The 26051-nt window shown below is 48.3% G+C and carries 25 protein-coding genes; 16 read left to right on the top strand and 9 right to left on the bottom strand.

Annotation, left to right across the window (positions count from 1 at the left end; genetic code table 11):
- The first annotated feature begins 12 nt into the window (after positions 1 to 12).
- On the top strand, positions 13 to 699 hold the full coding sequence (locus ACVA58_RS25820) for a hypothetical protein (protein WP_446513128.1): 687 nt from the start codon (positions 13 to 15) through the stop codon (positions 697 to 699).
- A 39-nt stretch (positions 700 to 738) separates the two neighbouring features.
- Here the strand turns inward: ACVA58_RS25820 and ACVA58_RS25815 are convergent, their stop codons facing one another.
- Complete coding sequence (locus ACVA58_RS25815) at positions 739 to 1158, bottom strand: secondary thiamine-phosphate synthase enzyme YjbQ (protein ID WP_446513127.1); 420 nt, start codon at positions 1156 to 1158, stop codon at positions 739 to 741.
- A gap of 293 nt (positions 1159 to 1451) precedes the next feature.
- Between ACVA58_RS25815 and pgi the strand changes: the two genes are divergently transcribed.
- Complete coding sequence (pgi, locus tag ACVA58_RS25810; RefSeq protein WP_446513126.1) at positions 1452 to 3104, top strand: glucose-6-phosphate isomerase; 1653 nt, start codon at positions 1452 to 1454, stop codon at positions 3102 to 3104.
- A gap of 73 nt (positions 3105 to 3177) precedes the next feature.
- Here the strand turns inward: pgi and ACVA58_RS25805 are convergent, their stop codons facing one another.
- From ACVA58_RS25805 to zur, 3 genes are all read right to left on the bottom strand, one after another.
- Positions 3178 to 3387 carry a cold-shock protein gene (locus tag ACVA58_RS25805; RefSeq protein WP_255044255.1) on the bottom strand — a complete coding sequence of 70 codons (210 nt, stop codon included), beginning with the start codon at positions 3385 to 3387 and terminating at the stop codon, positions 3178 to 3180.
- A gap of 272 nt (positions 3388 to 3659) precedes the next feature.
- A complete protein-coding gene (locus ACVA58_RS25800; RefSeq protein WP_255044256.1) occupies positions 3660 to 4124 on the bottom strand; it encodes a chemotaxis protein CheX in 465 nt (154 codons plus the stop codon).
- Positions 4125 to 4161: 37 nt separating this feature from the next.
- Complete coding sequence (gene zur, locus ACVA58_RS25795; RefSeq protein WP_446513125.1) at positions 4162 to 4605, bottom strand: zinc uptake transcriptional repressor Zur; 444 nt, start codon at positions 4603 to 4605, stop codon at positions 4162 to 4164.
- Between the two features lie 968 nt (positions 4606 to 5573).
- On the opposite strand from zur, the gene dusA reads away from it, so the two are divergent.
- The 7 genes from dusA to ACVA58_RS25760 all read left to right on the top strand — a co-directional run bounded on the left by dusA (position 5574) and on the right by ACVA58_RS25760 (position 12604).
- Entirely contained in the window at positions 5574 to 6593 is a 1020-nt protein-coding gene (dusA, locus tag ACVA58_RS25790) for a tRNA dihydrouridine(20/20a) synthase DusA (RefSeq protein WP_446513147.1), read from the top strand.
- 217 nt (positions 6594 to 6810) lie between these two features.
- The gene (gene pspG / locus ACVA58_RS25785) at positions 6811 to 7041 is read left to right on the top strand and encodes an envelope stress response protein PspG (protein WP_446513124.1); all 231 of its coding nucleotides are present in this window, start codon (positions 6811 to 6813) and stop codon (positions 7039 to 7041) included.
- A 147-nt stretch (positions 7042 to 7188) separates the two neighbouring features.
- Complete coding sequence (locus ACVA58_RS25780; RefSeq protein ID WP_446513123.1) at positions 7189 to 7833, top strand: TIGR04219 family outer membrane beta-barrel protein; 645 nt, start codon at positions 7189 to 7191, stop codon at positions 7831 to 7833.
- A 116-nt stretch (positions 7834 to 7949) separates the two neighbouring features.
- Positions 7950 to 8183 carry a thymidylate kinase gene (locus ACVA58_RS25775; RefSeq protein WP_255044259.1) on the top strand — a complete coding sequence of 78 codons (234 nt, stop codon included), beginning with the start codon at positions 7950 to 7952 and terminating at the stop codon, positions 8181 to 8183.
- A 146-nt stretch (positions 8184 to 8329) separates the two neighbouring features.
- The gene (locus tag ACVA58_RS25770; protein WP_446513122.1) at positions 8330 to 10159 is read left to right on the top strand and encodes an assimilatory sulfite reductase (NADPH) flavoprotein subunit; all 1830 of its coding nucleotides are present in this window, start codon (positions 8330 to 8332) and stop codon (positions 10157 to 10159) included.
- Positions 10159 to 11850: an assimilatory sulfite reductase (NADPH) hemoprotein subunit gene (cysI, locus tag ACVA58_RS25765; protein WP_446513121.1), complete on the top strand. Its 1692-nt coding sequence runs from the start codon at positions 10159 to 10161 to the stop codon at positions 11848 to 11850. Before ACVA58_RS25770 ends, cysI begins: the two co-directional genes overlap by 1 nt.
- On the top strand, positions 11843 to 12604 hold the full coding sequence (locus tag ACVA58_RS25760; RefSeq protein ID WP_446513120.1) for a phosphoadenylyl-sulfate reductase: 762 nt from the start codon (positions 11843 to 11845) through the stop codon (positions 12602 to 12604). Before cysI ends, ACVA58_RS25760 begins: the two co-directional genes overlap by 8 nt.
- Before the next feature lie 131 nt (positions 12605 to 12735).
- Here ACVA58_RS25760 and ACVA58_RS25755 read toward each other — a convergent pair whose 3' ends face one another.
- Both ACVA58_RS25755 and ACVA58_RS25750 read right to left on the bottom strand, forming a co-directional pair.
- Positions 12736 to 13224 (bottom strand): DUF2780 domain-containing protein, encoded by a 489-nt coding sequence (locus ACVA58_RS25755; RefSeq protein ID WP_446513119.1) that lies wholly within the window; start codon positions 13222 to 13224, stop codon positions 12736 to 12738.
- 210 nt (positions 13225 to 13434) lie between these two features.
- Positions 13435 to 14055, bottom strand: coding sequence for an FKBP-type peptidyl-prolyl cis-trans isomerase (locus tag ACVA58_RS25750; protein ID WP_446513118.1), 621 nt, complete (start codon positions 14053 to 14055; stop codon positions 13435 to 13437).
- Between the two features lie 122 nt (positions 14056 to 14177).
- Here ACVA58_RS25750 and ACVA58_RS25745 point away from each other — a divergent pair, with 122 nt between their 5' ends.
- Positions 14178 to 14891 (top strand): LysM-like peptidoglycan-binding domain-containing protein, encoded by a 714-nt coding sequence (locus ACVA58_RS25745; RefSeq protein ID WP_446513117.1) that lies wholly within the window; start codon positions 14178 to 14180, stop codon positions 14889 to 14891.
- A 57-nt stretch (positions 14892 to 14948) separates the two neighbouring features.
- Here the strand turns inward: ACVA58_RS25745 and ACVA58_RS25740 are convergent, their stop codons facing one another.
- From ACVA58_RS25740 to ACVA58_RS25730, 3 genes are all read right to left on the bottom strand, one after another.
- Positions 14949 to 15398 carry a GNAT family N-acetyltransferase gene (locus ACVA58_RS25740; protein WP_446513116.1) on the bottom strand — a complete coding sequence of 150 codons (450 nt, stop codon included), beginning with the start codon at positions 15396 to 15398 and terminating at the stop codon, positions 14949 to 14951.
- A gap of 102 nt (positions 15399 to 15500) precedes the next feature.
- Positions 15501 to 16064 carry a Crp/Fnr family transcriptional regulator gene (locus ACVA58_RS25735; protein WP_446513115.1) on the bottom strand — a complete coding sequence of 188 codons (564 nt, stop codon included), beginning with the start codon at positions 16062 to 16064 and terminating at the stop codon, positions 15501 to 15503.
- 95 nt (positions 16065 to 16159) lie between these two features.
- A complete protein-coding gene (locus ACVA58_RS25730) occupies positions 16160 to 18121 on the bottom strand; it encodes a bifunctional 2',3'-cyclic-nucleotide 2'-phosphodiesterase/3'-nucleotidase (RefSeq protein ID WP_446513114.1) in 1962 nt (653 codons plus the stop codon).
- Positions 18122 to 18531: 410 nt separating this feature from the next.
- Here ACVA58_RS25730 and cysG point away from each other — a divergent pair, with 410 nt between their 5' ends.
- The 6 genes from cysG to cysQ are packed head-to-tail and all read left to right on the top strand — an operon-like array spanning position 18532 to position 25459.
- A complete protein-coding gene (gene cysG / locus ACVA58_RS25725) occupies positions 18532 to 19956 on the top strand; it encodes a siroheme synthase CysG (RefSeq protein ID WP_446513113.1) in 1425 nt (474 codons plus the stop codon).
- A gap of 13 nt (positions 19957 to 19969) precedes the next feature.
- The gene (gene cysD / locus ACVA58_RS25720; RefSeq protein ID WP_255045151.1) at positions 19970 to 20878 is read left to right on the top strand and encodes a sulfate adenylyltransferase subunit CysD; all 909 of its coding nucleotides are present in this window, start codon (positions 19970 to 19972) and stop codon (positions 20876 to 20878) included.
- A 10-nt stretch (positions 20879 to 20888) separates the two neighbouring features.
- Positions 20889 to 22319, top strand: a complete 1431-nt coding sequence (gene cysN, locus ACVA58_RS25715) for a sulfate adenylyltransferase subunit CysN (RefSeq protein WP_446513112.1) — start codon at positions 20889 to 20891, stop codon at positions 22317 to 22319.
- A gap of 5 nt (positions 22320 to 22324) precedes the next feature.
- Positions 22325 to 24052 carry an SLC13 family permease gene (locus ACVA58_RS25710; protein ID WP_446513146.1) on the top strand — a complete coding sequence of 576 codons (1728 nt, stop codon included), beginning with the start codon at positions 22325 to 22327 and terminating at the stop codon, positions 24050 to 24052.
- Between the two features lie 24 nt (positions 24053 to 24076).
- Entirely contained in the window at positions 24077 to 24697 is a 621-nt protein-coding gene (gene cysC / locus ACVA58_RS25705) for an adenylyl-sulfate kinase (protein ID WP_446513111.1), read from the top strand.
- A gap of 15 nt (positions 24698 to 24712) precedes the next feature.
- The gene (gene cysQ, locus ACVA58_RS25700; RefSeq protein WP_446513110.1) at positions 24713 to 25459 is read left to right on the top strand and encodes a 3'(2'),5'-bisphosphate nucleotidase CysQ; all 747 of its coding nucleotides are present in this window, start codon (positions 24713 to 24715) and stop codon (positions 25457 to 25459) included.
- The last annotated feature ends 592 nt before the right edge of the window (positions 25460 to 26051 follow it).

The raw sequence follows: 26051 nt of genomic DNA, 5'->3' as shown, positions 1-26051 counted from the left end.
AGGTTTGGGTCGATGCAAGAATTCACAGTGCTAGAGCGTAAAGAGTCCTATTTCCTGTGCAGAAAAGGGACAGGTCACTGCCGTATCATTATTGATGAAAATAGCCAGACTCTGCCTTTAGGCACCTTCATGCTGCATGCTGAAGAGATATCAGACCGTTATATCCACCATGCCAACGATAGCGTGTTCCGGTTGCTGATGCCTTTTGAGCAGCAGGGGAACATCGACATTTGTACTCTGGCCACGGGGCGAAAGAACCGCTTTGTATATAAGCGTTGTTTGCAGCTCGGCGGCAAATGGGAGCCGGTGCTCAATGAATGGGTCTTCTCGGCGGCCATCAAACATGAAGTCGACAAATTAGCCGAGCAGATCAATTCCGAACTGTTTTATATCGAAGCGACCTTCAACGAAACAATTAAGTTAACGGCAGAGCCTCTGACCCTGTTTGGCTACCCCCTGGTTAAATCCGTCGGTAACAACGGCAAGGTGTTTTTCAATTATGGGGTGAAGCTGACTGCTGGCGAGATTGTGTGTATGCCAGCAGACACGCTGCAGACCATTATTCTGGCCGACTCGAAGGTGCAGCTATTCGTGCCAAAGGCGATCCTCGATCTTCCGCAGTTTCATGAAGACTTCCTCTGTATCGTTGATATCGAGAAGAAGCGTAAACCTCGCAAGAAGCCCACCTTTCCGTGGTGATCCTGAGTAGCCTCCTTTCCCCAGCTCGCCCGTTAGGCATTATTCTCCCTGCAGAGTGATCACGACCCGCCGGCTACCGCCCTGGTCTCGGTGTTCTCCCAGATAAATCCCTTGCCAGGTTCCTAATGCCAGCCTGCCATGGCTGATCGGTACACTGACACTGGTTCCAAGTGTTGAGGCCTTGATATGGGCCGGCATGTCATCATCGCCTTCATAGGTGTGCTGGTAGTATGGGGCGCGCTCGGGAGCGGCTTGGTTGAAGTGCGCCTCCATATCGCTGCGTACAGTCGGGTCGGCATTTTCATTGAGCGTTAGACTGGCCGAGGTGTGCTGAATAAAGAGGTGAGCCAGGCCGATATTGATCTGGGCCAGTGCCGGAATATGTTGTTCAATTTCATCGGTTATAAGGTGGAAGCCACGGGCTCGTGGACGAAGCTGGATTGTTTTTTGGTACCACATCGTTATTATCCTTACAGATACTAGAGCAAGATATGCCACAGAGATTGAATACATGGCGGTCTTTTGCCCCTGCAACTTACTCTCGAATTTCGTGACCTGACGCAATGAAGGTAGGTATCCCTTCACGTCATAATCATTCATAAGTTGTAAAATTACAAAAATTTAGCTGGCCTGATAAGTTGAGCTACACTAGGGTCAACATAACGAATAACATTTACTAAAATCGGGGATCCATTACTTGGATAATGCTAACAAGATTAATGGATTAACAATTAAAAATCAGGAATTTCATCATGTTGAAAAACATCAATCCGACCCATACTGAGGCGTGGAAAGCGCTGACTGCACACTTCGAAGACGCACAGGACCTTCAGCTCAGCGAGCTTTTTGCGAGCGACAGCGAGCGTTTCAATAAGTTTTCGGCCAACTTTGGCGATGACATCCTACTGGATTACTCCAAGAACCTGATCACTGAAGAGACCATGGGTAAGCTATTTGCCCTGGCTGAGCAGACAGAAGTTAAAGCTGCGATTGCTGATTTGTTTAGCGGTGAAAAGATCAACCAAACAGAAGGACGCGCGGTATTGCACTCGGCGCTGCGTAACCGCAGCAACACACCGGTTCTGGTTGACGGTGAAGACGTGATGCCAAACGTTAATGCGGTACTGGAAAAGATGAAAGCCTTTACTGCACGTATTGTTGACGGTGAATGGAAAGGTTATACCGGTAAAGAGATCACCGATGTAGTTAATATCGGTATCGGTGGGTCGGACCTTGGTCCATATATGGTGACCGAAGCGCTTGTACCATACAAAACTCGTCTTAACATGCACTTCGTATCGAATGTTGACGGCACTCATATTGCTGAGACACTTAAAGAACTTAACCCTGAAACGACGCTGTTCTTGATTGCTTCTAAGACTTTCACCACTCAGGAAACGATGACTAACGCGCACTCTGCACGTGATTGGTTCCTAGCTACCGCTGGTGATCAAACTCACGTCGCTAAGCATTTTGCTGCGCTATCAACTAATGCTCAGTCAGTATCAGAGTTCGGTATCGATACCGATAACATGTTCGAGTTCTGGGACTGGGTTGGTGGACGTTATTCGCTATGTTCGGCGATTGGTCTATCTATCAGCCTATCTATTGGTTTTGACAACTTTGCTGAGTTGCTTGGCGGTGCCCATGAAATGGATCAGCACTTCGCCCAAACGCCGCTTGAGCAGAATCTGCCTGTGATCCTTGCTCTGATCGGTATTTGGTACAACAACTTCCATGGCGCTGAGTCTGAGGCGATTTTGCCGTATGATCAGTACCTGCACCGCTTTGCGGCGTACTTCCAGCAGGGCAACATGGAGTCAAACGGCAAGTGTGTTGACCGCGGTGGTAACCCGATTGACTACCAAACGGGTCCAATTATCTGGGGTGAACCAGGAACCAACGGCCAGCACGCGTTCTACCAGTTGATCCACCAAGGGACTAAACTGATCCCTTGTGACTTCATTGCACCGGCTATGAGCCACAATCCGCTGAGCGATCACCATCCAAAACTGATGGCGAACTTCTTTGCCCAGACTGAAGCGTTGGCATTTGGTAAGACCAAAGCACAGGTTGAAGCAGAATTCCTGGCGGCAGGTAAAACTCAGGAAGAAGTGGCAGAGCTAGTACCATTCAAGGTATTTGACGGTAACCGTCCAACTAACTCTATCCTTGTTAAGCAAGTGACCCCTGCGGTATTGGGCTCTCTGATTGCTCTTTACGAGCACAAGATCTTCACTCAGGGTGTAATCTGGAACATCTTCACGTTTGATCAGTGGGGAGTAGAGCTTGGTAAGCAGCTAGCAAACCAGATCCTACCTGAACTAGGTGGTGAAGAAGCGGTGGCGAGCCACGATAGCTCAACCAACGGTTTGATTAATGCATTCAAACAATGGCGCCAGTAAGGGCCATTAGTTGTTGAGACAATAAAAAACGCCGCTTAGCGGCGTTTTTTTTATGAAGAGTTAGTTGGCGGCATTAAGACAGAGCAACAACTTCGCTAGCTTGTGGACCTTTCTGACCATCTGTCACGATAAACTCAACACTTTGACCTTCCTGCAGGCTGCGACGGCCTTGGGCCTGAATCGCACTGAAGTGGACGAATACATCTTTGCCATCAGCACCGGAGATGAAGCCAAAGCCCTTTTCATCGTTGAACCATTTAACGGTTCCAGTCAGTTTGTTCATGTTACGTTCTTTCCTTTGAATGAGGGTATTTCCTTGCTTAGCCCCTACGGGTAAGCAAAAAGGCGCGCAGGGGGACATCAAATCATAAGTGTCTTGATGCCTATCCAGCATATCGAGTCTAGATCGAATATATGACAGTTGGTAGATTTTTTGTTCGAGAGTTGTGGCAACTTCACATAAAAATCAAAGTGATAAGTTTAATGATATGCTTCGGGAAATACTTTCAGCCAGCGAGGCTGGCTGAAGTTTAAAGGAGAGCCTAGGTGGGGAGGTTAGCCATCAAAGCATATTTCGATAAAGGCTTTACCGTATTCGGAATCAAACGGCATGATGATGATGGCGCTATCACATTTGTGAGTGATGGTGTGGCCACGGCCTGAGACGACGGCAGGCGTGGCCATATCGAACTCGTAACCCTTCTCGGCCAAAATGCGTTTTGCACCACCTGTCACCATATTGGTGATTTCACCGACCATGTCAGTGACTTCCTCGTTAATACTGTGTGGGCGTTCGCCCAGCATTCTCTGCATGATCTCCAGTGCCAGGCCTTCATCAAAGGTGATCGACATCGAACCTTTGGTTTTCGGTCCGACCATACCAATCAAGCCTGAGACATCGCCTCTGGCTACTTCATCTTTTTTTAGCCGGGGTTTCTGAGGAGCCAGCTCCATTGACGCCATTGTTTTAAGAACATTCAACAGTGACGCTAAGAAAGGGTTTACGAATTCTGCGCGCATAATTTAATAACGACGATCTCTGTCTGAATAAAATAACTTACTTGTTTTTACACTGCTGGCAAACACCATGGCTTTCAACGACATGGTTAGTGACCTCAAAGCCTCGCTGCTCGGCGCGTTGGCGAAGGAGCTTGGCAAGCTCTTCGTCATGGCACTCTTCGACGTTACCGCACTGGCTACAGATAAGAAGCTGGGAACAATGATCAGCGTGGCCCAGTAAGCAACAGGCAATATAGCTATTGGTTGACTCGACTTTGTGGACAAAGCCTTGGGCAAGAAGAAAGTCCAGCGCTCGGTAAACCGTCGGCGGCTTGGCTTGGGGTTCGCTTTCGCGCAGCAAATCCAAGAGTTCATAGGCACTGATGGAACTGTGGTGTTCGATGATCAGAGTCAGAACTTTCAGTCTTTGAGGTGTCAGTCTTACTCCTCGTTGCTCACAGAGCTGCTGGGCGGTTGCCAGCAACTGACCTTTATTTGCCATATAACCTCAAAATACAAGCGATAAGTCTTACATATTACCACACTCATGCCCAAAGTGACCTTTGTTATGGCGATTCCGTTAATCACGCCTGAAAACAACAGCTGGTGGTTGTGTTTTTAGCCCGGCTCAAAGCCATTTGTATGCGTGTTCAGCATTTCTTTTTATATCAGCTAAAAGGTGTACAAGTGTGTGGTGTCGGCACTTTTGTGGTTTAAGATGTTGATTGGTAAGGGTTTATTTTGGTGTTCAGCTTTTTGGGCTTTTTACTGGTTAAGGTGACTTGGCTATTTGCCTATTGGTGGTAAATAACCATTTTGTTTAAAATCAGTGGTTTATGGTGGTTTGATTTGGCTGTTGGGATTAATTGGAACATGATGTTATTTTTACTGTTAGTAATTATCTTATCATGTTCTTTTTAGTGGAAGTTTTAAGCCTATTATGATCCTTTTAATCAAAGCTTTGAGCCTATTATGATCCTTTTACTGGTTTTCATGACAGGAGTATTTCGTCAATACGCCGTGCAGCTATGAGGGTGAATCTCAACGAAAAGCTGTTCTGGTGTTTGGGTTTGATGTCGGCTAAGGGTTTTATGTCTATCTTTTCAATTGCTTACTGAGCGTGTTCAGCTTTTTAAGGGGTTTTTAGTTACCGGTGTTCTAACTGGTTATAAAGCTGTACGTGTAAACGAATGTAGATTTTATGTGCTTGTTTTTATTGATTTTATTTTGATTTTTGAAATGATTGCCATGACCTATATACTAATGTGAAGTGTTGGGGTTTACAGTAGTTGTTGCCTAGAATTTATAGGCCATGGCGATGTGATTTGGGATAGAGGCTGTAATAGGGTAGAATCCGCCTCCTCGCAGCGTTGTGAGATCCATGGCATGGGAGGATCCTTCCCAAAGTGCCTTGAACGAGAGATTTAGCGGTCGATAATGAGGTTTCCGATGACAGATACTGCTGTTGTAATGAATGAACAGTCTAATGATGAGCAACCACAGTTGGGTCAATACCCAGATTGTCGTTTGTCTATTGCACCGATGCTCGATTGGACTGACCGTCATTGCCGTTATTTCCATCGTTTGATCAGTGAGCGTACTCAGCTGTATACCGAAATGGTGACCACGGGTGCCATTATTTACGGCAAGGGTGACTACCTGGCCTACAACGAAGAAGAGCACCCGCTGGTATTGCAGCTGGGTGGTTCAAACCCGGTTGATCTGGCCCAGTGCGCTAAGCTGGCGGCAGAGCGTGGCTATGACGAGATTAACCTAAACGTTGGTTGCCCCTCTGATCGTGTGCAGAATGGTCGTTTCGGTGCATGCCTAATGGGTGAAGCCGATTTGGTGGCGCAATGTGTCTCGGCGATGCGCGAAGTGGCGGATATTCCTGTATCGGTAAAGACTCGAATTGGTATTGATGATCAGGATTCATACGAGTTTTTGACCGACTTTATCCGCATTGTCAGCGAAAAAAGCGGTTGTGAAGACTTTACCATCCATGCCCGTAAAGCTTGGTTGAGCGGTTTGAGCCCGAAGGAAAACCGCGAGATCCCACCTCTGGATTACCCGCGTGTATATCAGCTTAAGAAAGATTTTCCGCACCTGACCATGGGGATCAATGGTGGTGTGAAGACCATGGAAGAGATTGAAGCACACCTTCAGCACATGGATGGTGTTATGGTTGGCCGCGAAGCCTACCAAAACCCTTATTTGCTGGCTGAGGTTGATCAGCGTTTGTACGGCTCTGATAAGCCAGTGAAAAAGCGCCGTGAAATTGTGGAAGCAATGTACCCGTATATTGAGCGTGAATTAGCGAAAGGGGCTTACCTAAATCACATTAGCCGCCATATGCTGGGCTTGTTCCAGGGCTTGCCTGGCGCGCGCCAATGGCGTCGTCATATCAGTGAAAATGCCCACAAACCAGGTTCTGGAATTGAGGTACTTCAGCAGGCGATGGCGAAAATCCCGGCTCACCTAGACGTGTAAAGCTGTGGAACCCTAATGGTGAATTAAGCCAAATAGTTGGCGAAAAATACCACAACTCTCAAGAAAAGGCCCTCTATTTAGTAGAGGGCCTTTTTTAATGCTTTGATTTTTATGAATTTAGTGGCTTATGGAAACTTGGTCTGGTTTGTGCAGTGTCTATGTCATACAAGGTGCATGATGTTGCCAAAGATCTCATTGAATGTAAGGGGAGAGAGCGATGATCGAGTTTCTATTTTTGCTAGTGTTTGCTGTGGTGTTGGTATGTACCGGTGTGAGTATATTGGGTATGGCGTTGGCGGTTGCTGCCGGTTTTGTCGTCATGGCGGTTGTGGGCATGATTGGGGTGATGTTTAAGCTGCTGCCGTGGTTGCTGCTGATTGCTGTCGGGGTATGGTTTTACCGTGAGCATAAGGCTGAGCAAACGCACAGAAAGCGTTATTACCGTTGATAGTGGCTGTAAATGAAGCAGTAAAAAGAATGTAAAATTTTGAAAAGAAACTAGATGTTTGACATTACAGGTGCAGTTTTATTAACCGGCATCTGATATAGTCTGGCCGTTTTTTATCTAAATACTAATAAAGAGCGGAGACTCGAAATGAAAAAATTAGCGCTTTCTGCGGTAGCCGCTGCAGTCGTACTGTCTGCGGCAGTACCTGCCCAAGCAGCAACGCTTTTTGGGGTAAAAGCCGGTGCCGATGCTTGGTTCACCGATGCCAAGGTTAACGATAGTCGTAGCCAGTCTGACAGCAATACCTCAGGCTCTTACTATGTAGCGTTTGAGCACTTCGTTCCATTGGTGCCAAACTTCCGTTTGCGTTACACCGATATAGACAACGGTAATGTTTCATTCGGTCAAACGGATTACACCGCATACTACGAGATCTTGGATAACGATGCTGTAGCGTTCGATATCGGTGTGACCATGAGTAAGTTCAACTCGGGCAAGTTCAATGGCGAGAGCTTCAGTGAGTGGCAGCCAAATATCTACGGTAACGTGGAGTTGGGTATCCCAATGACGCCAGTATCATTGTTTGGTGACCTTAACTTCGGTAACTACGACAGCACGAGTACGGTAGACGGCCAAGTTGGCGTGAAGTGGAGCATTCCACTGGTAGCGGCAGATTTGAACCTGCGTGCGGGCTACCGTGTGATGGACTACGATTTTGACTTCATTAAGGGTTCTAACGGCGGTGAATTCTTCGCTGACGGTTGGTTCCTTGGTGCAGAGTTCGATATCTAAACGATTCAAATAGAATACTAATTCCAAAGCCACGAGAAATCGTGGCTTTTTTGTTGCCTATTTTCTCGGTTTTGTACCATTTTTATAAAAGGTGCAACTGGAAGGGGCAGAGGCTTATGACGTTAACAGAATTGCAGAACCTCTATACCAATAGCGATATAGTGGAAGCCGTAATTGAACCCTCCATTCAGGCGAATGGATGGATTGTCGAGTTTCGCCATCGCCGAGGGGGCTTTGTTCCTCTTACCGATGGATCCGGTAGTGAAAAATGCTACCACGATATTGATACGGCCACCGAACGGGCATTCGAGGTCGGTTTTCACCAAGTGAGGATAGCCGATACTTTTTGAATACAAAGAAAAACTGCAGCATGAGTTGCAGTTTTTTTTACCTCCCACCCTTACAAATCGTTATAAAACATTCTTATCTATTCTTTCTTGTTATTTCCCTGAGTAGCTAATCTAACCCATACGCAATGTATAGGGATCGTCGTGTCATGTTACTTAAGGAACTCTCAGCTTTGGCCAGCCCGCTCAATGATCAGCAAATAGGTCAATTACAGCAGGCTGCTGCCGAGCTTTCGCCACAACAGTTGGCGTGGATCAGTGGTTATTTTTGGGGCCTTAGCCAAACCCAGGTGGCTGGTCAGACTCAGCCTGCTCAGGCTCCGGCCTTAGCAACCAGCAATCAACCTGCCGGTAAGCTGACTATCATTTATGCCTCCCAGACTGGGAATGCTAAAGGGATCGCTGAGCAGTTGAAAGGCGAAGCCGATGCCAAAGGCATCAAGGCTGAGGTTTTTGCTAGCGGGGATTACAAGGGGAAAAATCTCGCCAAGGAAACCCATGTCATTATCGTGGCTTCTACCCACGGTGAGGGAGAGGCTCCCGATGATGCGATTGAGCTACATGAATTTCTGCAATCGAAGAAGGCCCCCAAACTGCCTAATTTGCAGTATGCCGTGATTGGCTTGGGTGATTCTAGTTACGAGTACTTCTGCCAGACCGCCAAAGACTTTGATGCCTTCCTTGGCAAACTTGGGGCAACGGCGTTTGTGCCTCGTCTCGATTGTGACGTGGACTACGAGTCAGAGGCTACGCAGTGGCGAGCCCAGGCTCTGGGTAAGGTTGAGGAAACGTTGAAATCTGAGGCGGTATCCGGTGACGCGGATGTGGTTCAGTTACCACTTGGCCAAGCAGCACCAGCTGTATCGGCCTACAACAAGAAGAACCCTTACCTGGCAGCATTGCTGACCAGCCAGAAAATTACCGGCCGGCAGTCTGGCAAAGATGTTCGTCATGTTGAAATCGATCTTGAGGGCTCAGGCCTTAGCTACCAGCCGGGTGACTCGTTAGGAGTATGGTATGACAATGCACCGGCTTTGGCGGAAGCGATTTTGTTTAAGGCCGGTTTATCGGTCGACGAGGTGGTTGAGGTCGATGGCGAGTCACTGTCGTTGCGTGATGCCCTGATCCACCACTATGAAATTACGCTGGCTAACCCGCTGCTGGTGACGAAATACGCTGAACTGTCAGGCAGCAAAAAACTGGCCAAGCTGATTGAAGATAAAGACAAGCTGCGTGAATACGCCGCTAATACCCAGGTTATTGATGTACTCGGCGAGAAAAAGGCCGCCCTGAGCGCAGAGCAGTTACTTGGCTTGCTGCGTCGTTTGACCCCGCGTTTGTATTCGATTGCCTCGAGCCAAGAAGAAGTCGGTGAAGAAGTGCACCTGACTGTTGGGGTGGTGGAGTACCAGAAAGGGGACGAAACCCGTCATGGCGGAGCCTCAAGCTATCTAGCCCAGCGGCTGGAAGAAGGCGAGAGTGTAAGAGTGTTCGTCGAGCCCAACAACCATTTCAAACTGCCAGCAGATGATACAACACCAGTGATTATGGTTGGGCCAGGCACCGGTATCGCACCATTCCGTGCCTTTGTTCAGGAGCGGGATAACCGCGATGCCGAAGGCAAAAATTGGTTGTTCTTTGGCGACCGAACGTTCACTGAGGATTTTTTGTATCAGGTTGAATGGCAGAAATATTTGAAGTCCGGAGTGGTTGATCGAATTGATGTGGCATTTAGCCGCGATCAGGTCGAAAAGGTGTATGTCCAGCACCGCTTGCTCGAGCATGCGGCAGAAGTATGGCAGTGGCTGCAAGAGGGGGCCCATTTCTATGTCTGCGGTGATGCTACCCGCATGGCCAAAGATGTTCACGCCGCTCTGCTTTCGATTGTCGAACAGCAGGGGAGTAAGAGTCGCGAGCAGGCCGAGCAATATTTAAGTGAACTGCGCAAGAGCAAGCGTTATCAAAAGGATGTGTACTAATGAGCGAGCAAAAACTGTCGGATAACGAACGCCTCAAGCGTGAAAGTAACTTCTTGCGTGGCACTATCGTCAAGGACTTGAATGATCGGATTACCGGTGGCTTTACCGCTGATAACTTTCAGCTAATCCGTTTTCACGGCATGTACCAGCAAGATGACCGGGATATCCGCGCTGAGCGAGCTAAACAGAAACTGGAGCCACTACAAAATGTGATGTTGCGAGCTAGGATGCCGGGTGGGGTGATCACCCCCAAGCAGTGGTTGGCAATTGACAAGTTTGCCGAGGAGCATTCTCTGTATGGCAGTATTCGCCTGACCACCCGCCAGACTTTCCAGTTTCATGGTGTGCTCAAGCCGAATATCAAACTGATGCACCAAACTCTGAATCAGATAGGGATTGATTCCATTGCCACCGCCGGCGATGTGAACCGTAATGTGTTGTGTACCTCCAACCCGGTGGAGTCCGAGCTGCACCAGCAGGCGTATGAGTGGGCAACGAAGATCAGCGAACATTTATTGCCGAAAACCCGTGCTTATGCCGAGATTTGGCTTGATGGTGAAAAACTGGAAACCACGGATGAAGAACCGATCCTAGGCAGCAATTATCTGCCGAGAAAGTTTAAGACTACCGTGGTGATCCCGCCGCAAAACGATGTTGATGTTCATGCCAATGATCTGAACTTTGTCGCGATTGCCGAGCAGGGCCAGTTGATTGGTTTCAATGTACTGGTGGGCGGCGGTTTGGCCATGACACATGGCGATAAGGCAACTTACCCTCGCCAGGCGGACGATTTTGGCTTTATTCCGCTGGAGAAAACCCTCGATGTCGCAGCGGCAGTTGTCACCACCCAGCGCGATTGGGGTAACCGATCTAACCGCAAGAATGCCAAGACCAAATACACGCTGGACAGGGTTGGTGTTGATGTCTTCAAGGCCGAAGTCGAGAAGAGGGCGGGGATTGCGTTTGCCCCGAGCCGACCTTATGAATTTTCCGAACGCGGCGACAATATTGGTTGGGTCGAAGGGATTGATGGTAAGCATCATCTGACGTTGTTTATTGAAAATGGTCGTTTGTTGGATTATCCGGGTAAGCCTTTGAAAACAGGTGCAGCGGAAATCGCGAAAATCCATAAAGGGGATTTTCGCATGACGGCGAACCAGAATTTGATTGTCGCTGGCGTTCCTGCGGCAGATAAACTTAAGATCGAAAGGATCGCCCGCGATCATGGCCTGATCGATAATGACGTATCCGAACAGCGGAAAAATGCCATGGCGTGTGTCTCGCTGCCCACCTGTCCGCTGGCAATGGCTGAGGCGGAGCGTTTTCTGCCGGAGTTTGTGACTGACATCGAACAGTTGTTGGCTAAGCACGGCCTGCCTGAAGATGACAACATCATTTTGCGGGTGACCGGTTGCCCGAATGGTTGTGGCCGGGCGATGCTGGCTGAAATCGGCTTGGTGGGTAAGGCGCCTGGGCGGTATAACCTGCACCTTGGTGGTAACCGTAATGGTACCCGGATCCCGAAAATGTACCGTGAGAACATTACAGTCGAACAAATTCTTACCGAGATAGATAGCCTAGTGGGCCGTTGGGCCAAGGAAAGAGAAGACGGTGAAGATTTTGGCGACTTCACTATCCGTACCGGGATTATTGAGCCGGTTCTGATTTCAAAGAGGGACTTTTATGCCTGATAGCCAATATGCCTCATTGCTGAAAGCCAGCAAGGTAGAGCAGATCCTAAAATTGGCAGAGGTCAATGCCAAGCTTGAAGTGATGAGCGCAGAACAACGAATCCGTTGGGCCCTGGACAATTTGCCCGGACAGTTTGGTTTGGCGTCGAGCTTTGGTATTCAATCTGCCGTGATGCTGCATCTGGTCACGCGGATCAAGTCTGATATCCCCGTGATTCTGACCGATACCGGTTACCTCTTTTCGGAAACGTACCAGTTTGTCGATGAGTTGACTGATCGTCTGGGCTTGAATTTGCACGTTTACCGTGCTGAATTGAGTCCTAATTGGCAGGAGGCGCGATTTGGTAAGCTTTGGGAGCAGGGCCTTGATGGGATCAAGCAATATAACCGACTGAACAAGGTCGAGCCGATGCGGCGTGCCTTGGATGAGCTTGGAGTTTCGGCATGGTTCTCCGGCTTACGCCGTGAACAATCACAAAGCCGGGCGACCTTGCCTGTACTGGCGGTGCAAAATGGCCTATTCAAGTTCCTGCCGCTGATTGATTGGAGTGACCGGGATATTGAGCAGTATCTTGACCGATATCAACTTCCTTATCATCCACTTAAAGACGAGGGGTACCTTTCTATCGGGGATACTCATACCAGCCAAAAATGGCAGCCTGGCATGAAGGAAGAGGAAACCCGTTTCTTCGGACTCAAGCGTGAATGTGGCTTGCATGAAGATGATGTCGAAGCGGATGGTTCCGGTATCTAGTCGGCTCTGCTTGTTTATATAGCGGAATAAAAAGCCTTACTCATTGCTGAGTAAGGCTTTTTTACATCATGCTGACAGAAAGGTTTGGCTTGCGCGGTATCTTTGCGCGCGTTTTTATCGGTCGCTGCTGGTTAGCCTGCCGCTTGCCAGATGCTTCCGAGGTTATCCATTAGGGACGAACTGGCCCCTTGATCGCCCACAAACTGCATTACGACCGGTATGAACTGGCTTACCATACTTGGATCCATACCGAGGGCACTGAAAACTTGGTTGATAGTATCCATATTGCCAAGCAATGCACTGGTGCCGGGAGGCAGACTACCGGTTAGGGAGTCCAGCCCGGGGATCATCTGGGTTAGCTCGGTCGCTTGTTCACCACCAAGCTGGCTAGCTGCAATGGAAAGTAAGGCGCCAGCCCCGCCTGCGGCTTGCTCAGTCGAGACATCGAGCTGGCTGCTGAGTAAATCGGTCAGTGGGTTACTGAGGGTAGATGCCGCTTCTTCGTCATCACCGCCGAATAAGTCCGAAAGGCTGAAGGCGTGGCTGGTGGCAGGCAATAGCAAGCTGCCAACAAGCAGCAGTAGCCAAGTTTTGGCTCGGGTTTGGGTCAATAGGTACATCTTTCGCAATCCTCCATGTAGGCGTCGACTATTGGGTTTCTTATTAAAGATTAGTCAGGAATGCGGCTTAGATACCAAATTCTATGGCAAAAAATGAATAAAAAGATAAAAAGAGACAAACTTTGGTTAGGATAATAGGGAAGGGCGGCGAGGTTTAGCCAATAAAAAACGGTGCCAGAAGCACCGTTTTTGCCAGTAATCGCTGTGCGATTAAAGGATTTCTAGTAGTTCTACTTCGAATACTAGAGCTGCATATGGAGGGATCGCTGCACCTGCGCCGCGCTCACCGTATGCTAGGTTTTGTGGGATGCATAGCTTCCACTTAGAACCAACAGGCATCATTTGTAGAGCTTCAACCCAACCAGCGATAACGCCAGTTACAGGGAACTCAGCAGGTTGGCCGCGAGAAACAGAGCTGTCGAAAACAGTACCGTCAGTTAGTTGACCGTGGTAGTGAACACGTACTTGCTTGTCTGAAGTTGGGATTTCACCGTTACCTTCAACAAGAACTTCGTACTGAAGACCAGATTCAGTTACTGTAACTTCTGAGCGTAGTGCGTTATCTTTTAGGAACGCTTCGCCTTCAGCAGCAGCAGCTTGAGCTTGCTCCTGACGAACAGATTCTGCACGAGTGTGTAGGTCACGTAGTGCGTTATTGATGTCGTCAACTTCGATTTCTGGCATGTCACCAGTTAGAGAAGTAGCGATACCTTTGGCGATAGCAGCAACATTAAGGCCTTCTAGACCACTTTGTGCTAGTTGCTGGCCCATTTGAAGACCGATACCGTAGCTTGCTTTAGTTTCAACTGTATCTAGTTTTACGTCAGACATGGTGTCATCTCTTTAGTAGAATAAATAAAGCAGGCAGGATAACAGTTTCTCCCCCTAGGGGTAAACCATTGTAATAAGCTGTCGATGGATAGCGTGAATTAGATAGCGCTGGAGTGGAGTGTATGGGACAGGCCAAACGCCGTTCGAACAAAAAGAGTGAATTTACGTGGCCTCGTATCACCTTTGATAAGGAGGCGTTCAAACAGGGAGGAGCGGCTATCCGTGCTAAGTTTGCACCGCTGAAAAGCAAATGGCAGCAGTTACCTAAATTGCATCGCCGTGCCTTGGCTGTATTGGTTCCGGTTACGGCTGTCTTATTGATCATGCCTGCGGGAAAGCAAACAGCGCGTGTTGAGTCATCTGATCCTGTTCGACGTGAACTGTCACTGAATCTGGATAGTCAGCAGCCACAAAGTGTGGCGGCAGGGGATAGGGAAGAGCCTGTCTCGCCGCCTCGTCCTTCTCGTATCAGGCCATTAGATCCGGTTGAGAGCCAGCCTGTTGCCTCCAAACCTGAAACCAAGCTGCCAGAAAAAACGGTGAAGGCTGCGTTATCTCAGTCAGAAAGTGCTGATTGGCAGCGCTATCAGGTAAAAAGTGGCGAGACCCTCGCCAATATATTCCGCCAGCATAACCTACCGCTTAATGATCTCTATGCGGTGGCTGCGATTGAAGGAGATGACAAGCCACTGAGCCGAATCAAGGCTGGCCAATGGCTGCGTTACCGCCAGACCGCGCAGGGTGGTTTAGATGCTCTGCAAATTGAGCGTCGTAACAGCGAGCCGGTATTGTTTTTCCGCCGCTCCGATGGCAGCTTTGTTCGCCGTACCCAGTAACGCATTATTTGCGCCTAGATAGATACAAATAAAAAAGCCACCTCTGAGGTGGCTTTTTTATTTGGTGATCCGCATATCGATATGAGGGATGCCATCCTCAAGGTATTCAGCAGAAAACGCCTCGAAGCCATAGCGCTGGTAATAATGTTGTAAGTGCGACTGGGCGCCAATCTCAATGGTTTTCCCCGGCCATAGTTGTTCGGCCAGTGCCAGACCTTGTTCAAGAAGCGGATAACCCACCCCTTTGCCACGTACCGCTGGTGATGTCACAACCCGACCAATGCTGACGCCATCATAGGTCGTACCGGCAGGCAATAGGCGCAAGTAGGCAATCAATGTCTCTTCTTGATAGCCGAGTAAATGGTAAGTGCCGGTTTTTCTGTCATGGTCATCTAAGTCCGGGTACGCACAAGTCTGTTCAACCACAAAGACATCACTACGCAGCTTGAGTAAATCATAAAGCTGGTGTGTGGTCAGTTGGTCAAAGCGAAGGCATTGCCATTGCATCACATTCTCCTGATGGTTGATGTGGTTCATAGGCCCATCAGGATAAATGAACCCTATAGGCTTGGCATTAACTTAAGATAAGTTGAGCTGTTATTTTTGCGGTTATTCACAGCTTCGGCTTCGGATCCGGCTCAGACTGGTGGGGGTAATGCCAAGGTAAGAGGCAACTTGGTAATCGGCAAGTTGTGCCTGAAGATCTGGGAAGTGTTCGCAAAACAAGGTATATCTTTCTTCCGGGGAGTGGATGAGCATAAAGCGCTCTTTGTGCTCCTTAAACAGTAGTTGGCGCTCCAGTAAGCCTATATAAAGGCGAGGGCTGGTCGTTTTCCATTGTTCGATAAGCGTAAGGGGCAGTGCCAGTAATTGGCTAGCTGATAAGGTCTCCAGTAAATACTCGGAAGGTCGGCCGGTCAGTAGGCTTTCAAAGCCGATGATGAGCTCTTGTTCCCAGTAAAACTCCTTGCTGAACTGACGACCTTCAGGCGTTAGGTAACTGGCATGACAAATACCTTCAGCCAGAAAATAGGCACAGTCAGGTTGCGCGCCTTGGTTGAGCAGGATATGGCGGGTCGGCAGTTCCATCGGCTCTGCTGCCGCAATGGCTTGCTGGAGGGTCTCTTCATCGGCGCCATGGTTCTGGAGATACTGAGTCAGGGCTGTTTTCATCTTGTGCTCGCAGGGATCTGATAACGCTTTATCATACCAAAAAAAATACCGCAGCCGAGGCTGCGGTATTTTCATAGGCGATTAGTTCTTCTGACTTACTTTTGCAGGTCGATTCGGTAAACCGCAAAGCCGATTTCATCTTTACCGGCTTTTTCCATTGGGTATTGTGCTTTGTCTTTTATGAAGCTGGCTGCTTTGTCGCCCGGTGAGGTTTCGAAAGTGACGTTTAGCTCTTTCTCGCTCTTCAGCGGGGCAAAACGCCAGTTGTTGTCGGCGCTTGGTGTTACTTCACCCTGCTCTTTGCTTACGCGGGTAATGTAATCCGCGACAACAGTGCGGTTTTCATCTGGCGAAGCAAATGCAATGTACTCTTCGCCGGTACCGGCAAACTTACCGCTGTAAGCGCGGTAGTTGTTGGTGGCGATGATAAATGGTTGGGCTGGGTCAACAGGCTTGCCATTGAAGGTTAAATCTTGAATACGTTCTGATTTGTCGTTGATCAGCTTACAGTCGCCATCGTAACGGGCTGGCTGGGAAACATCGATGGTGTAGCTGACGCCGTCGATAACATCGAAGTTATAGGTGCGGAAACCATCCCAATTGATTAGACCTTGCTGCTTGGTGCTGTTCAGGTCTATTTGGTTGAACTGGCCTGCAGAGCATTCCAGCCATTCTTTCACTTCTTTACCTGTAACTTTCAGTGCCACGAGGGTATTTGGATACAGGTAAAGATCTGCTGCGTTACGGAAGGTAAGCTGTCCAGATTCCACTTCGGTAAAGTTTGTTGGATCGTTTCCACGGCCGCCAGCCTTGAATGGAGCCGCTGCAGACAATACTGGAATACCGTCTAGATCCGGATCGCCTTGGATAAAGCGCTCAACGTAATCTTGCTGGGCAAGGCTGACGATCTGTACCGTTGGATCGTCTTGTACCAGAGCCAGGAAGCTGTACATGACATCGTTGGCTTTGCCGATAGGCTGGTTAACAAATTCGCGAGTACCATCGTGCTCAGCTTTAATGGCCTCGACCATTTTCTCGTCAGCTTCAACAATCGCGTCGCCTTTTATCTTATCGAAGATTGGGCGGGCTTCTGTCTGAGCGCTGGTTACCGTCCAGCTACCGTCTTTCTGCTTCAAGACCAAGTCAATAACACCCAGGTGATCACCCCAGCGGCCTGGCATGACTGCTGGAATACCATTGATGGTGCCTTTCTCCACATCGGTATTTGGCAGGTTAGCGAATGCTGTGCTCGGGAAAACAGCATGTGAGTGACCGAAGGCAATCGCATCGATACCTTCCACTTCAGTGAGGTAATACACCGAATTTTCAGCCATGACTTTGTAAGGGTCTGTCGACACGCCCGAGTGCGGGATTGCGACAATGATATCAGCACCTTCTGCTTTCATCTGAGGGACGAATTTCTCAGCAGACTGCTTGATATCTTCAGCCTTGACCTTGCCCTCTAGGTGGCGCTTATCCCAGATTAGGATCTGCGGTGGCACAAAGCCGATGTAGCCGATTTTAACTTCGTGCTCGGCGCCATCCGTATCCTTGAATGTGTGTGACTTGATCACATAAGGAGTAAATAGATTCTTACCCGTTTTAAGATCGTAGACATTGGCATTGACGTACGGAAAGTTCGCTCCTGCAATGGCCTTGTCTAGGAAATCCAAGCCGTAGTTGAATTCGTGGTTACCGATGTTACCGACTTCGTAGTTTAATTGGTTCATGGCTTTGTAAACGGGGTGGATATCACCCTGGTTTAGGCCTTTAGCCGCCATGTAATCGCCCATAGGGCTACCTTGGATCAAATCCCCGTTATCAACCAAAACACTGTTGGTTACCTCAGACTGGGCTTGCTTTACCAATGTTGCTGTACGGACTAGGCCTGTTTTCTTGGTCGGCTTGTCTTTGTAGTAGTCATAGTCCATGACATTGGTATGGATATCCGTTGTTTCTAGGATGCGAAGCTTGATGGTGTCTGCTGTAGCTGGTCCTGCCATAGCCAGCATGCCGCCCAAAATCGCAACCGATAAGGGTTTGGCTGATAACTTCATAATTTTCTCCGTGAGTGTCGGTATAGGAAAGCGTGCATAAGGTAACAAAAACGCTTCCTAAGTTGCGTAAGAGAATAGCTTTTATGTGTGATTAATCGCGTTTTTCTGCGTATTTTCTCGAGTAGTTGGAATAGGTTGGATTAGAAAACAACATTTCGGCTAAGCATAAGCCTAGGCCAAAAAGTCATAGCTTATGAGTAAATCGCCTATATCACCGTGATGAATCATTCCTTTCCCGACAATCGTAGGCATTTTGCCAAATAAACTGATTTATCTCTATTTTTCTGGAAGAGACGAGGGATTAATTTTGGGGTGAACTTTTTGGAATAAAAAATGAAATTTAAGAATTTCAGGTAATAAATCACCGCAACTATAGTGCTTCTATCAACGGATTCTCAGGGGCACTCTATATGGACTATCTGCCAATTTTTGCTGATTTAAAGCGCCGACCGTGCTTGGTTGTCGGGGGCAATGATATTGCTTGGCGCAAGGCGAAGATGTTGTTAAAAGCAGGGGCCGACGTAAAAGTCATTAGCCCGGAGCTGTCTCCTCTTTTCCTGCAAGCGGTCGATAACGGCCAGTTGACTTACCTGGGCGAGGAATTCTCGCCACATCACCTTGATGGAATTTTCCTCGCGATTGCCGCCACTGAGCGCAAGGCGTTAAACGCTCTTGTTTACCAATCAGCTAACCAGCGGCAGGTGTTGGTCAATGTGGTGGATGATACTCAGCGCTGTAGTTTTATCGTCCCATCGGTTGTCGATCGTTCACCCATTATCGTCGCCGTTTCGTCATCGGGCCAAGCGCCGGTACTGGCAAGATTAATACGTGAAAAGCTCGAGGCATTACTGCCACAACACCTCGGCCTAATGGCTACGATCGCAGGACGTTTTCGTTCTCGCTTAGCCAAGACGGCCACCTCATTCTCTGCCCGTCGTCGCTTCTGGGAGCAAGCTTTCAATGGGCGTTTTGCCTCATTGGTAGCTGCTGGACAGGTTGAGTCGGCAGAGTATGAACTGGAGCAATTGAGCCAAGGGCAAAGCTCTGGCGGTGACGTCGCTCTTATTGGTGCTGGTCCCGGGGATGCTGGGCTACTGACTCTCAGGGCGTTGCAATTATTGCAACAGGCCGATGTGGTGCTGTTCGATTACTTGGTATCGGATGAGGTGATGGATTTAGTCCGTCGTGATGCCGAGCGGGTATGTGTCGGTAAGAAAGCGGGCTTTCACAGCGTGCCTCAAGCGGAAACCAATCGTTTGTTGGTGAAATATGCTGCTAAAGGTAAGCGTGTTGTCCGCCTTAAAGGGGGCGATCCCTTTGTCTTCGGCCGCGGAGGTGAAGAGCTGGAGGTCTTATTTGATCACAATATTCCGTTTGAGGTGGTTCCGGGGATCACCGCGGCTGCGGGGGCAACGGCGTATGCCGGCATTCCATTGACCCATAGGGATCATGCCCAAACGGCGATGTTTGTTACTGGGCACCTAAAAGCTGGTAGCGATCAGCTTGATTGGCAAACCTTGGCCAGGGGCAATCAGACTTTGGTCATCTATATGGGACTGATGAATTCCTCAGATATCCAGAAGCAGCTGATTCAGCATGGACGCGAGGGTACCACTCCGGTTGCGATCATTGAGCGTGGTACTCAGCCAACCCAGAAGGTTTACAAAGGCCAACTTAAAGAGTTGGAAGAGTTAGCTCAACAGGCGGCTTCTCCGTCACTGATCGTGGTGGGTGAAGTGGTCAATTTATCAGAAAAATTACATTGGTTTGGAAAGCAACCACAGCCTGCTTATCCCAATGCGGATGAACAAGGTTCCGTGGTGAAACTGGCTTAGCATGGAGAGAGTAATGGACCCGAAAAGATTCACCCATTTAAAGCAACTGGAAGCGGAGAGTATTCATATTATTCGCGAGGTTGCCGCCGAGTTTGATAACCCAGTCATGATGTACTCCATCGGTAAGGACTCCTCGGTCATGCTACATCTTGCCCGTAAGGCCTTTTACCCGGGGAAGATCCCGTTTCCGCTTTTGCATGTCGATACCGATTGGAAATTCCGTGAAATGATCGAGTTTCGTGATCGGGCTGCCGAGAAATATGGCTTTGACCTGCTGGTACACAAAAACCCTGAAGGATTGGCAATGGGGGTGGGCCCTTTCACCCATGGCTCATCCAAGCATACCGATATCATGAAAACCCAAGGTCTCAAGCAGGCGCTGAATAAATACGGATTTGATGCCGCGTTTGGTGGCGCGCGACGTGATGAGGAAAAGTCTCGCGCTAAAGAGCGGGTTTACTCATTCCGTGACAAGAACCATACCTGGGATCCGAAGAACCAAAGACCGGAGCTATGGAAGACTTACAATGGCCAGATAAACAAAGGTGAAAGCATACGTGTCTTCCCGCTATCTAACTGGACTGAATTGGATATCTGGCAATATATCTACCTCGAAGGTATCGAGATAGTGCCTTTGTATCTGTCGGCCGTGCGACCGGTTGTTGAGCGTGATGGCATGTTGATCATGGTTGATGATGACCGAATGAAACTTCAACCCGGTGAACAGATAGAGCAAAAGAGTGTGCGGTTCAGAACCTTGGGCTGTTACCCACTGACGGGAGCGATTGAATCAGAGGCCGATACGCTCACCGGCATTATTGAAGAAATGCTGGTGGCCACCTCCAGTGAACGACAAGGTCGGGCGATTGATCATGATCAGTCCGGCTCGATGGAGCTCAAGAAACGTCAGGGATACTTCTAAGGAGAGAATAATGAATAGTGCAATTGAACAACAAGTGGCCGAGCTGGGTATTGAAGCCTATCTCGACCAGCATCAACACAAATCCCTACTGCGTTTTCTGACGTGCGGGTCGGTAGATGATGGCAAGAGTACCTTGATTGGTCGTCTACTCCATGACTCTCAGCAGATTTATGAAGATCAATTGGCTGCCATTCATGCCGATAGCCAGAAGGTCGGGACGACCGGTGATAAACCAGACTTGGCACTGTTGGTTGATGGCCTTCAGGCCGAGCGGGAGCAGGGGATCACAATTGATGTCGCCTATCGTTATTTCTCGACCAAAAAGCGAAAGTTCATTATTGCCGATACACCTGGGCACGAGCAGTATACCCGCAACATGGCGACCGGAGCCTCAACCTGTGATGTGGCCGTTATCTTGATTGATGCCCGTAAAGGGGTATTGGATCAGACTCGTCGCCACTCCTACATTGCCAGCTTGCTGGGGATCCGCCATTTCATCGTGGCTATCAACAAAATGGATTTGGTGGGCTTTGAACAGTCACGTTTTGAATCTATCCGTGATGAGTACCTCGCGTTTGCCGAGCAGCTCAATCCACAGCTGGATATCAAGCTGGTACCGCTATCCGCTCTGGAAGGGGATAATGTTGTTGACCTCAGCGATGAGACTCCTTGGTATGGTGGTGAATCGTTGCTAGCGATGCTGGAATCGGTAGATATCAATGTTGACCGCCAAGCGGGAGATTTCCGTCTGCCGATCCAATATGTGAATCGACCTAATTTGGATTTCCGTGGCTTTGCCGGCACTGTCGCATCGGGCACGATCAACGTAGGCGATGCTATTAAGGTGTTGCCATCGGGTAAACTCTCGCATGTTGAGCGTATCGTGACCTTTGATGGTGACCTGTCAACAGCCTTTGCGGGTCAGGCCGTTACGCTGACATTGGCCGATGAAATTGATATTAGCCGTGGTGATACCTTAGCTGCTGCCAATAACGAGGTCCCATTGGGCAACCGAGTGCTAGCTGATATTGTGTGGATGGCAGAAGCACCGCTTGAAGTGGGACGGCAATACGATATTAAAGTGGCCGGTAAAAAGACAGTGGGGAGCATTTCAGCTATTCGTCATCAGGTGGACATCAACAATCTTGGCACATTTGAGACTGACAGTCTGCCACTGAACGGTATTGGTTTATGTGAGGTGACTCTGATTGAGTCCATTGCCGTTGATCCCTACCTTAATAGTTCAGATACCGGTGGCTTCATTGTTATAGACCGCCTAACCAATGTCACCGTTGGTGCTGGTATGGTTAGAGAGGCACTTGCCGCAGAGCAAGCCCTCACCTCAACATCGGTATCTGCGTTTGAAGTGGAGCTCAATGCCCTGATCCGTAAACACTTCCCTGATTGGCAGGCGAAGGACATCAGTAAGTTGTTGGGATAATGATGATGCAATGGGAACAAGGAATGGTTCTCACCATGTTGATGGTGATTGTAACCTGCCTGCTAACAACAAGGATCAAGCCTGCATATTTGTTTGCGGGAGCGGCCTTCGTTGGCTTTCAGGCTGGGATGATTGATCTGCCGACGTTGGCAAGCAATTTTACCAATTCATCACTATTGACTTTGGTGTTGCTGATCCTTGTTTCTATTGGATTGGAAAAAACCCGATTGATCAGTTGGGTCGGTAAACAAATATCAAGTGGAGGACAATCGACGGTTGTAGCAAAATTAGGACTATCTACCGCCTTTCTTTCCTCCTTTACCAATAATACCGCAGTCGTAGTGTCTTTAATTGGGGCGATTAAGCGTAATCAGCGCCATGCACCATCGCGTTTGTTGCTCCCCTTATCCTATACCGCCATTTTAGGTGGGACACTAACCTTGATCGGTACCTCGACGAATTTGATCATCAATAGTTTTGTCGAAGATGCCGGGTTGCCCAGTTTAGGCTTTTTTGCGCCAACGACGATTGGCCTGGCTGTGTTGGCTGTTGGCTTGCTGATTTTGATCCCGTTGAGTTACCTGCTTCCTATCTATGACGAGAATTCACAGGACGATCTGCCTTATTTCTTGGAGGCTAAAGTTATCGGGGGCTCTCCTTTAGTCGGTAAAAGTGTTGCCGACAATGGTTTGAGAGCGCTAAGACGGTTGTTCCTAGCGGAGGTCATTCGAGATGGCCAAACATTGGCACCGGTCTGTCCTGACACACAGCTCAAGGCTGGTGATACCTTGCTCTTTTGTGGTGATGTGGAGAGTGTAACGACACTACAGGAAATAAACGGGCTCCAGTTGTTCGGTCAGCATCACCTTAATGGTCAGTCAATGCTTGAAGTTATCGTTAGTCATTCAGCCGGAATCCGTGGCAAGACCTTAAAGAGTGTCCAGTTCCGCGAGCGATTCGATGCGGTTGTTGTCGCTATTCGTCGCGGACATGAACGGTTAGCTGGTGGGCTAGGTAACATTGAACTGCATGCTGGAGATACCTTGGTGGTAGTGCCGGGAAAAAACTTCAACACTAAAAAGCAACAGCTTAATCGTGAATTTGTTCTCGTGAATGGACTGGATTCGAGTGCCAGGCTGGATAGCCAGAAAAGTACGATGGTTCTCTTTGGTTTCATGCTGGTTATCGCGGCGGCATTATTGGATGCCTTGCCCATTATCAAAGGATTGGCTGGTTACTTAGTATTGTTGATTGTCTTCGGAGTGGTCACGTTTGCCGAACTTAGGCGGCGCTTTCCTATTGATATTGTCGTGATTGTAGGCTCGGCATTGTCACTGGCTCAATTGATGTTATCGAGCGGGCTCTCTGAACGAATGGGAGATATGCTGATGACCGGGTTTGCAGGGTGGGGAATATACGGCGCTTTGGTTGCAGTGTATTTACTGACTTTGGTATTAACGGAGCTTGTGACCAATAACGCTGCAGCTGCATTGGCGTTCCCCATTGCTTACAGTCTATCGCTGAGTTATGGCGTTGATCCTATGCCTTTCATCATGGCGATTTTATTTGGAGCCAGTGCCAGTTTTATTTCTCCTTATGGTTATCAAACTAACTTGTTGGTCTATAGCGTGGGTAATTACAAGCTGAAAGACTACTTACGTGTTGGGTTGCCTATTTCACTGGTGTATTCGGTCGTCGTACTGGCCTTGATACCTCGACTTTTTCCTTTTTAATGATAAACGTATATGGAGTCAGTTATGACGTCGGTTTTTCGTTCGACAAACAATGACAACATTGTTTGGCATTCTCACCAAATCGATAAAGCCTTCCGGGCCGATCAGAAAAAACAACAACCATGTGTACTGTGGTTTACAGGGCTAAGTGGGGCGGGTAAATCGACGGTTGCCGGGGCATTGGAGCACCGCCTGGCAGGAATGGGGTATCACACCTATTTATTAGATGGCGATAACGTTCGACATGGGTTGTGCCAAGATCTTGGATTTTCCGTGGAAGACCGTCGGGAAAATATTCGTCGAATTGGCGAAGTGGCAAAGCTTATGGCCGATGCGGGGTTGATTGTATTAAGCGCATTCATCTCTCCCCACCGCCACGAACGTCAGTTAGTACGTGACATGCTTCCTTCAGGAGAGTTTCTGGAAGTGTTCGTAGACACACCGCTAGATGAATGTGAAAGGCGAGACCCGAAAGGCTTATATAAAAAAGCGCGTGCAGGTGAGATCAAACAGTTTACTGGCATTGATTCAGAGTATGAGCAGCCATTAGACGCTGAGGTTCATTTATCTGCGGGTCATGATGATGTGCAGCGATTAGTTGATCAATGTGTCGATGTACTGATAGCTCGAAAAATTATTGAATAACGAAAGGAGTGATGTGTGGGAAACCAGCTTGAGTCATTGTACCAAATTGCATTGGAAGCCGGTGAGGCCATTATGTCGCTTTACCACTCTCATATTGAGGTATCAGAAAAAGAGGATCGCAGCCCAGTTACCGCTGCCGACTTAGCTGCAAATGCAATTATTTTAAAAAGGTTGGCAGCATTAACACCCGATATCCCCATCGTTTCTGAAGAGTCTGCATATATTCCTTGGTCGCAGAGAAAACACTGGCAGCGATTTTGGTTAGTTGACCCTTTAGATGGCACGAAAGAGTACCTTCGTAAAAATGGTGAGTTCACCGTTAATATTGCGTTGATTGAACAAGGGCAACCGGTTATGGCTGTTGTTCATGCTCCCGCCCTTGGTCAGACGTGGTTAGGTAATGGCTATCAAGCTTGGCTCGTTAGTAATAATCTACGAAAAGAGATAAAAGTAAAATCTGCCAGCTCACCTGTAGTGGTTGGGAGTCGCTCTCACCCAAGTCCGATGATGGAGCAGTTCTTAGCGCAGCTTTCTACATACCAATTAGTCGCGGTGGGATCGTCATTGAAGTTTTGCTTAGTCGCAGAAGGGCGAGCTCAATATTACCCGAGGCTTGGTCCTACAATGATGTGGGATACTGCAGCAGGTCAATGTATTGCTGAAAGTGCAGGAGCTATTGTTAAAAGCCTTGATGATGCTCCACTGCGTTATGACCGAGAAGATCTGCTAAACCCTTCTTTTATTGTTAGCCTACCGAGCTAAATTTCATTAGAGGGCGAATATATCCTCTTTTTTAAAGGTTCTACCACACAGAGAGAGTAGTTATTGTCTACGCTTAACGTTGCGCTTCAATAACAACGGGTACCTGAAGCGTTGCTTTGGCCGTTTTTTGTGTTTTTTCCTCGTTTACGTTTCTTTTGCCATCAATTGGCAAAAAAAGTCAAAAAAACCATTGCTAATACTTTGGTGCTCCCTATAATGCCGCCTCACCAACGGGATGACGGCTTATTAGTAAGCTCTTCACAAATTGTGGATAACTTGTTGGTGGTTGGTCTGCTAAGTTTTGTTGTCATTTTTGAGCTTGACTCTGAAGTGTAAATAATTAGAATTGCCGGCCTTGCTTGTTAAAAGCGATGAGTTCTTTAAAATAAGAATGTATCTATTAACAAGCCTTGTCAGTAAAGAGTTTTGAAAAATGTTTTTTGAAATTAGTTGTTGACATCGAGGTTAGCACTGGTAAGATACGCAGCCTCAACCGACACGCAGTGTCGAGTTAACGTTCTTTAACAATTTGACCATGCAATCTGTGTGGGCACTCGTGAAATGATAGTCAACAAAAGAATTATCAATGAAA

The sequence above is a fragment of the Photobacterium sp. DNB22_13_2 genome (genome assembly GCF_052873915.1).
This window is presented reverse-complemented; position numbering and strand designations above follow the sequence as displayed.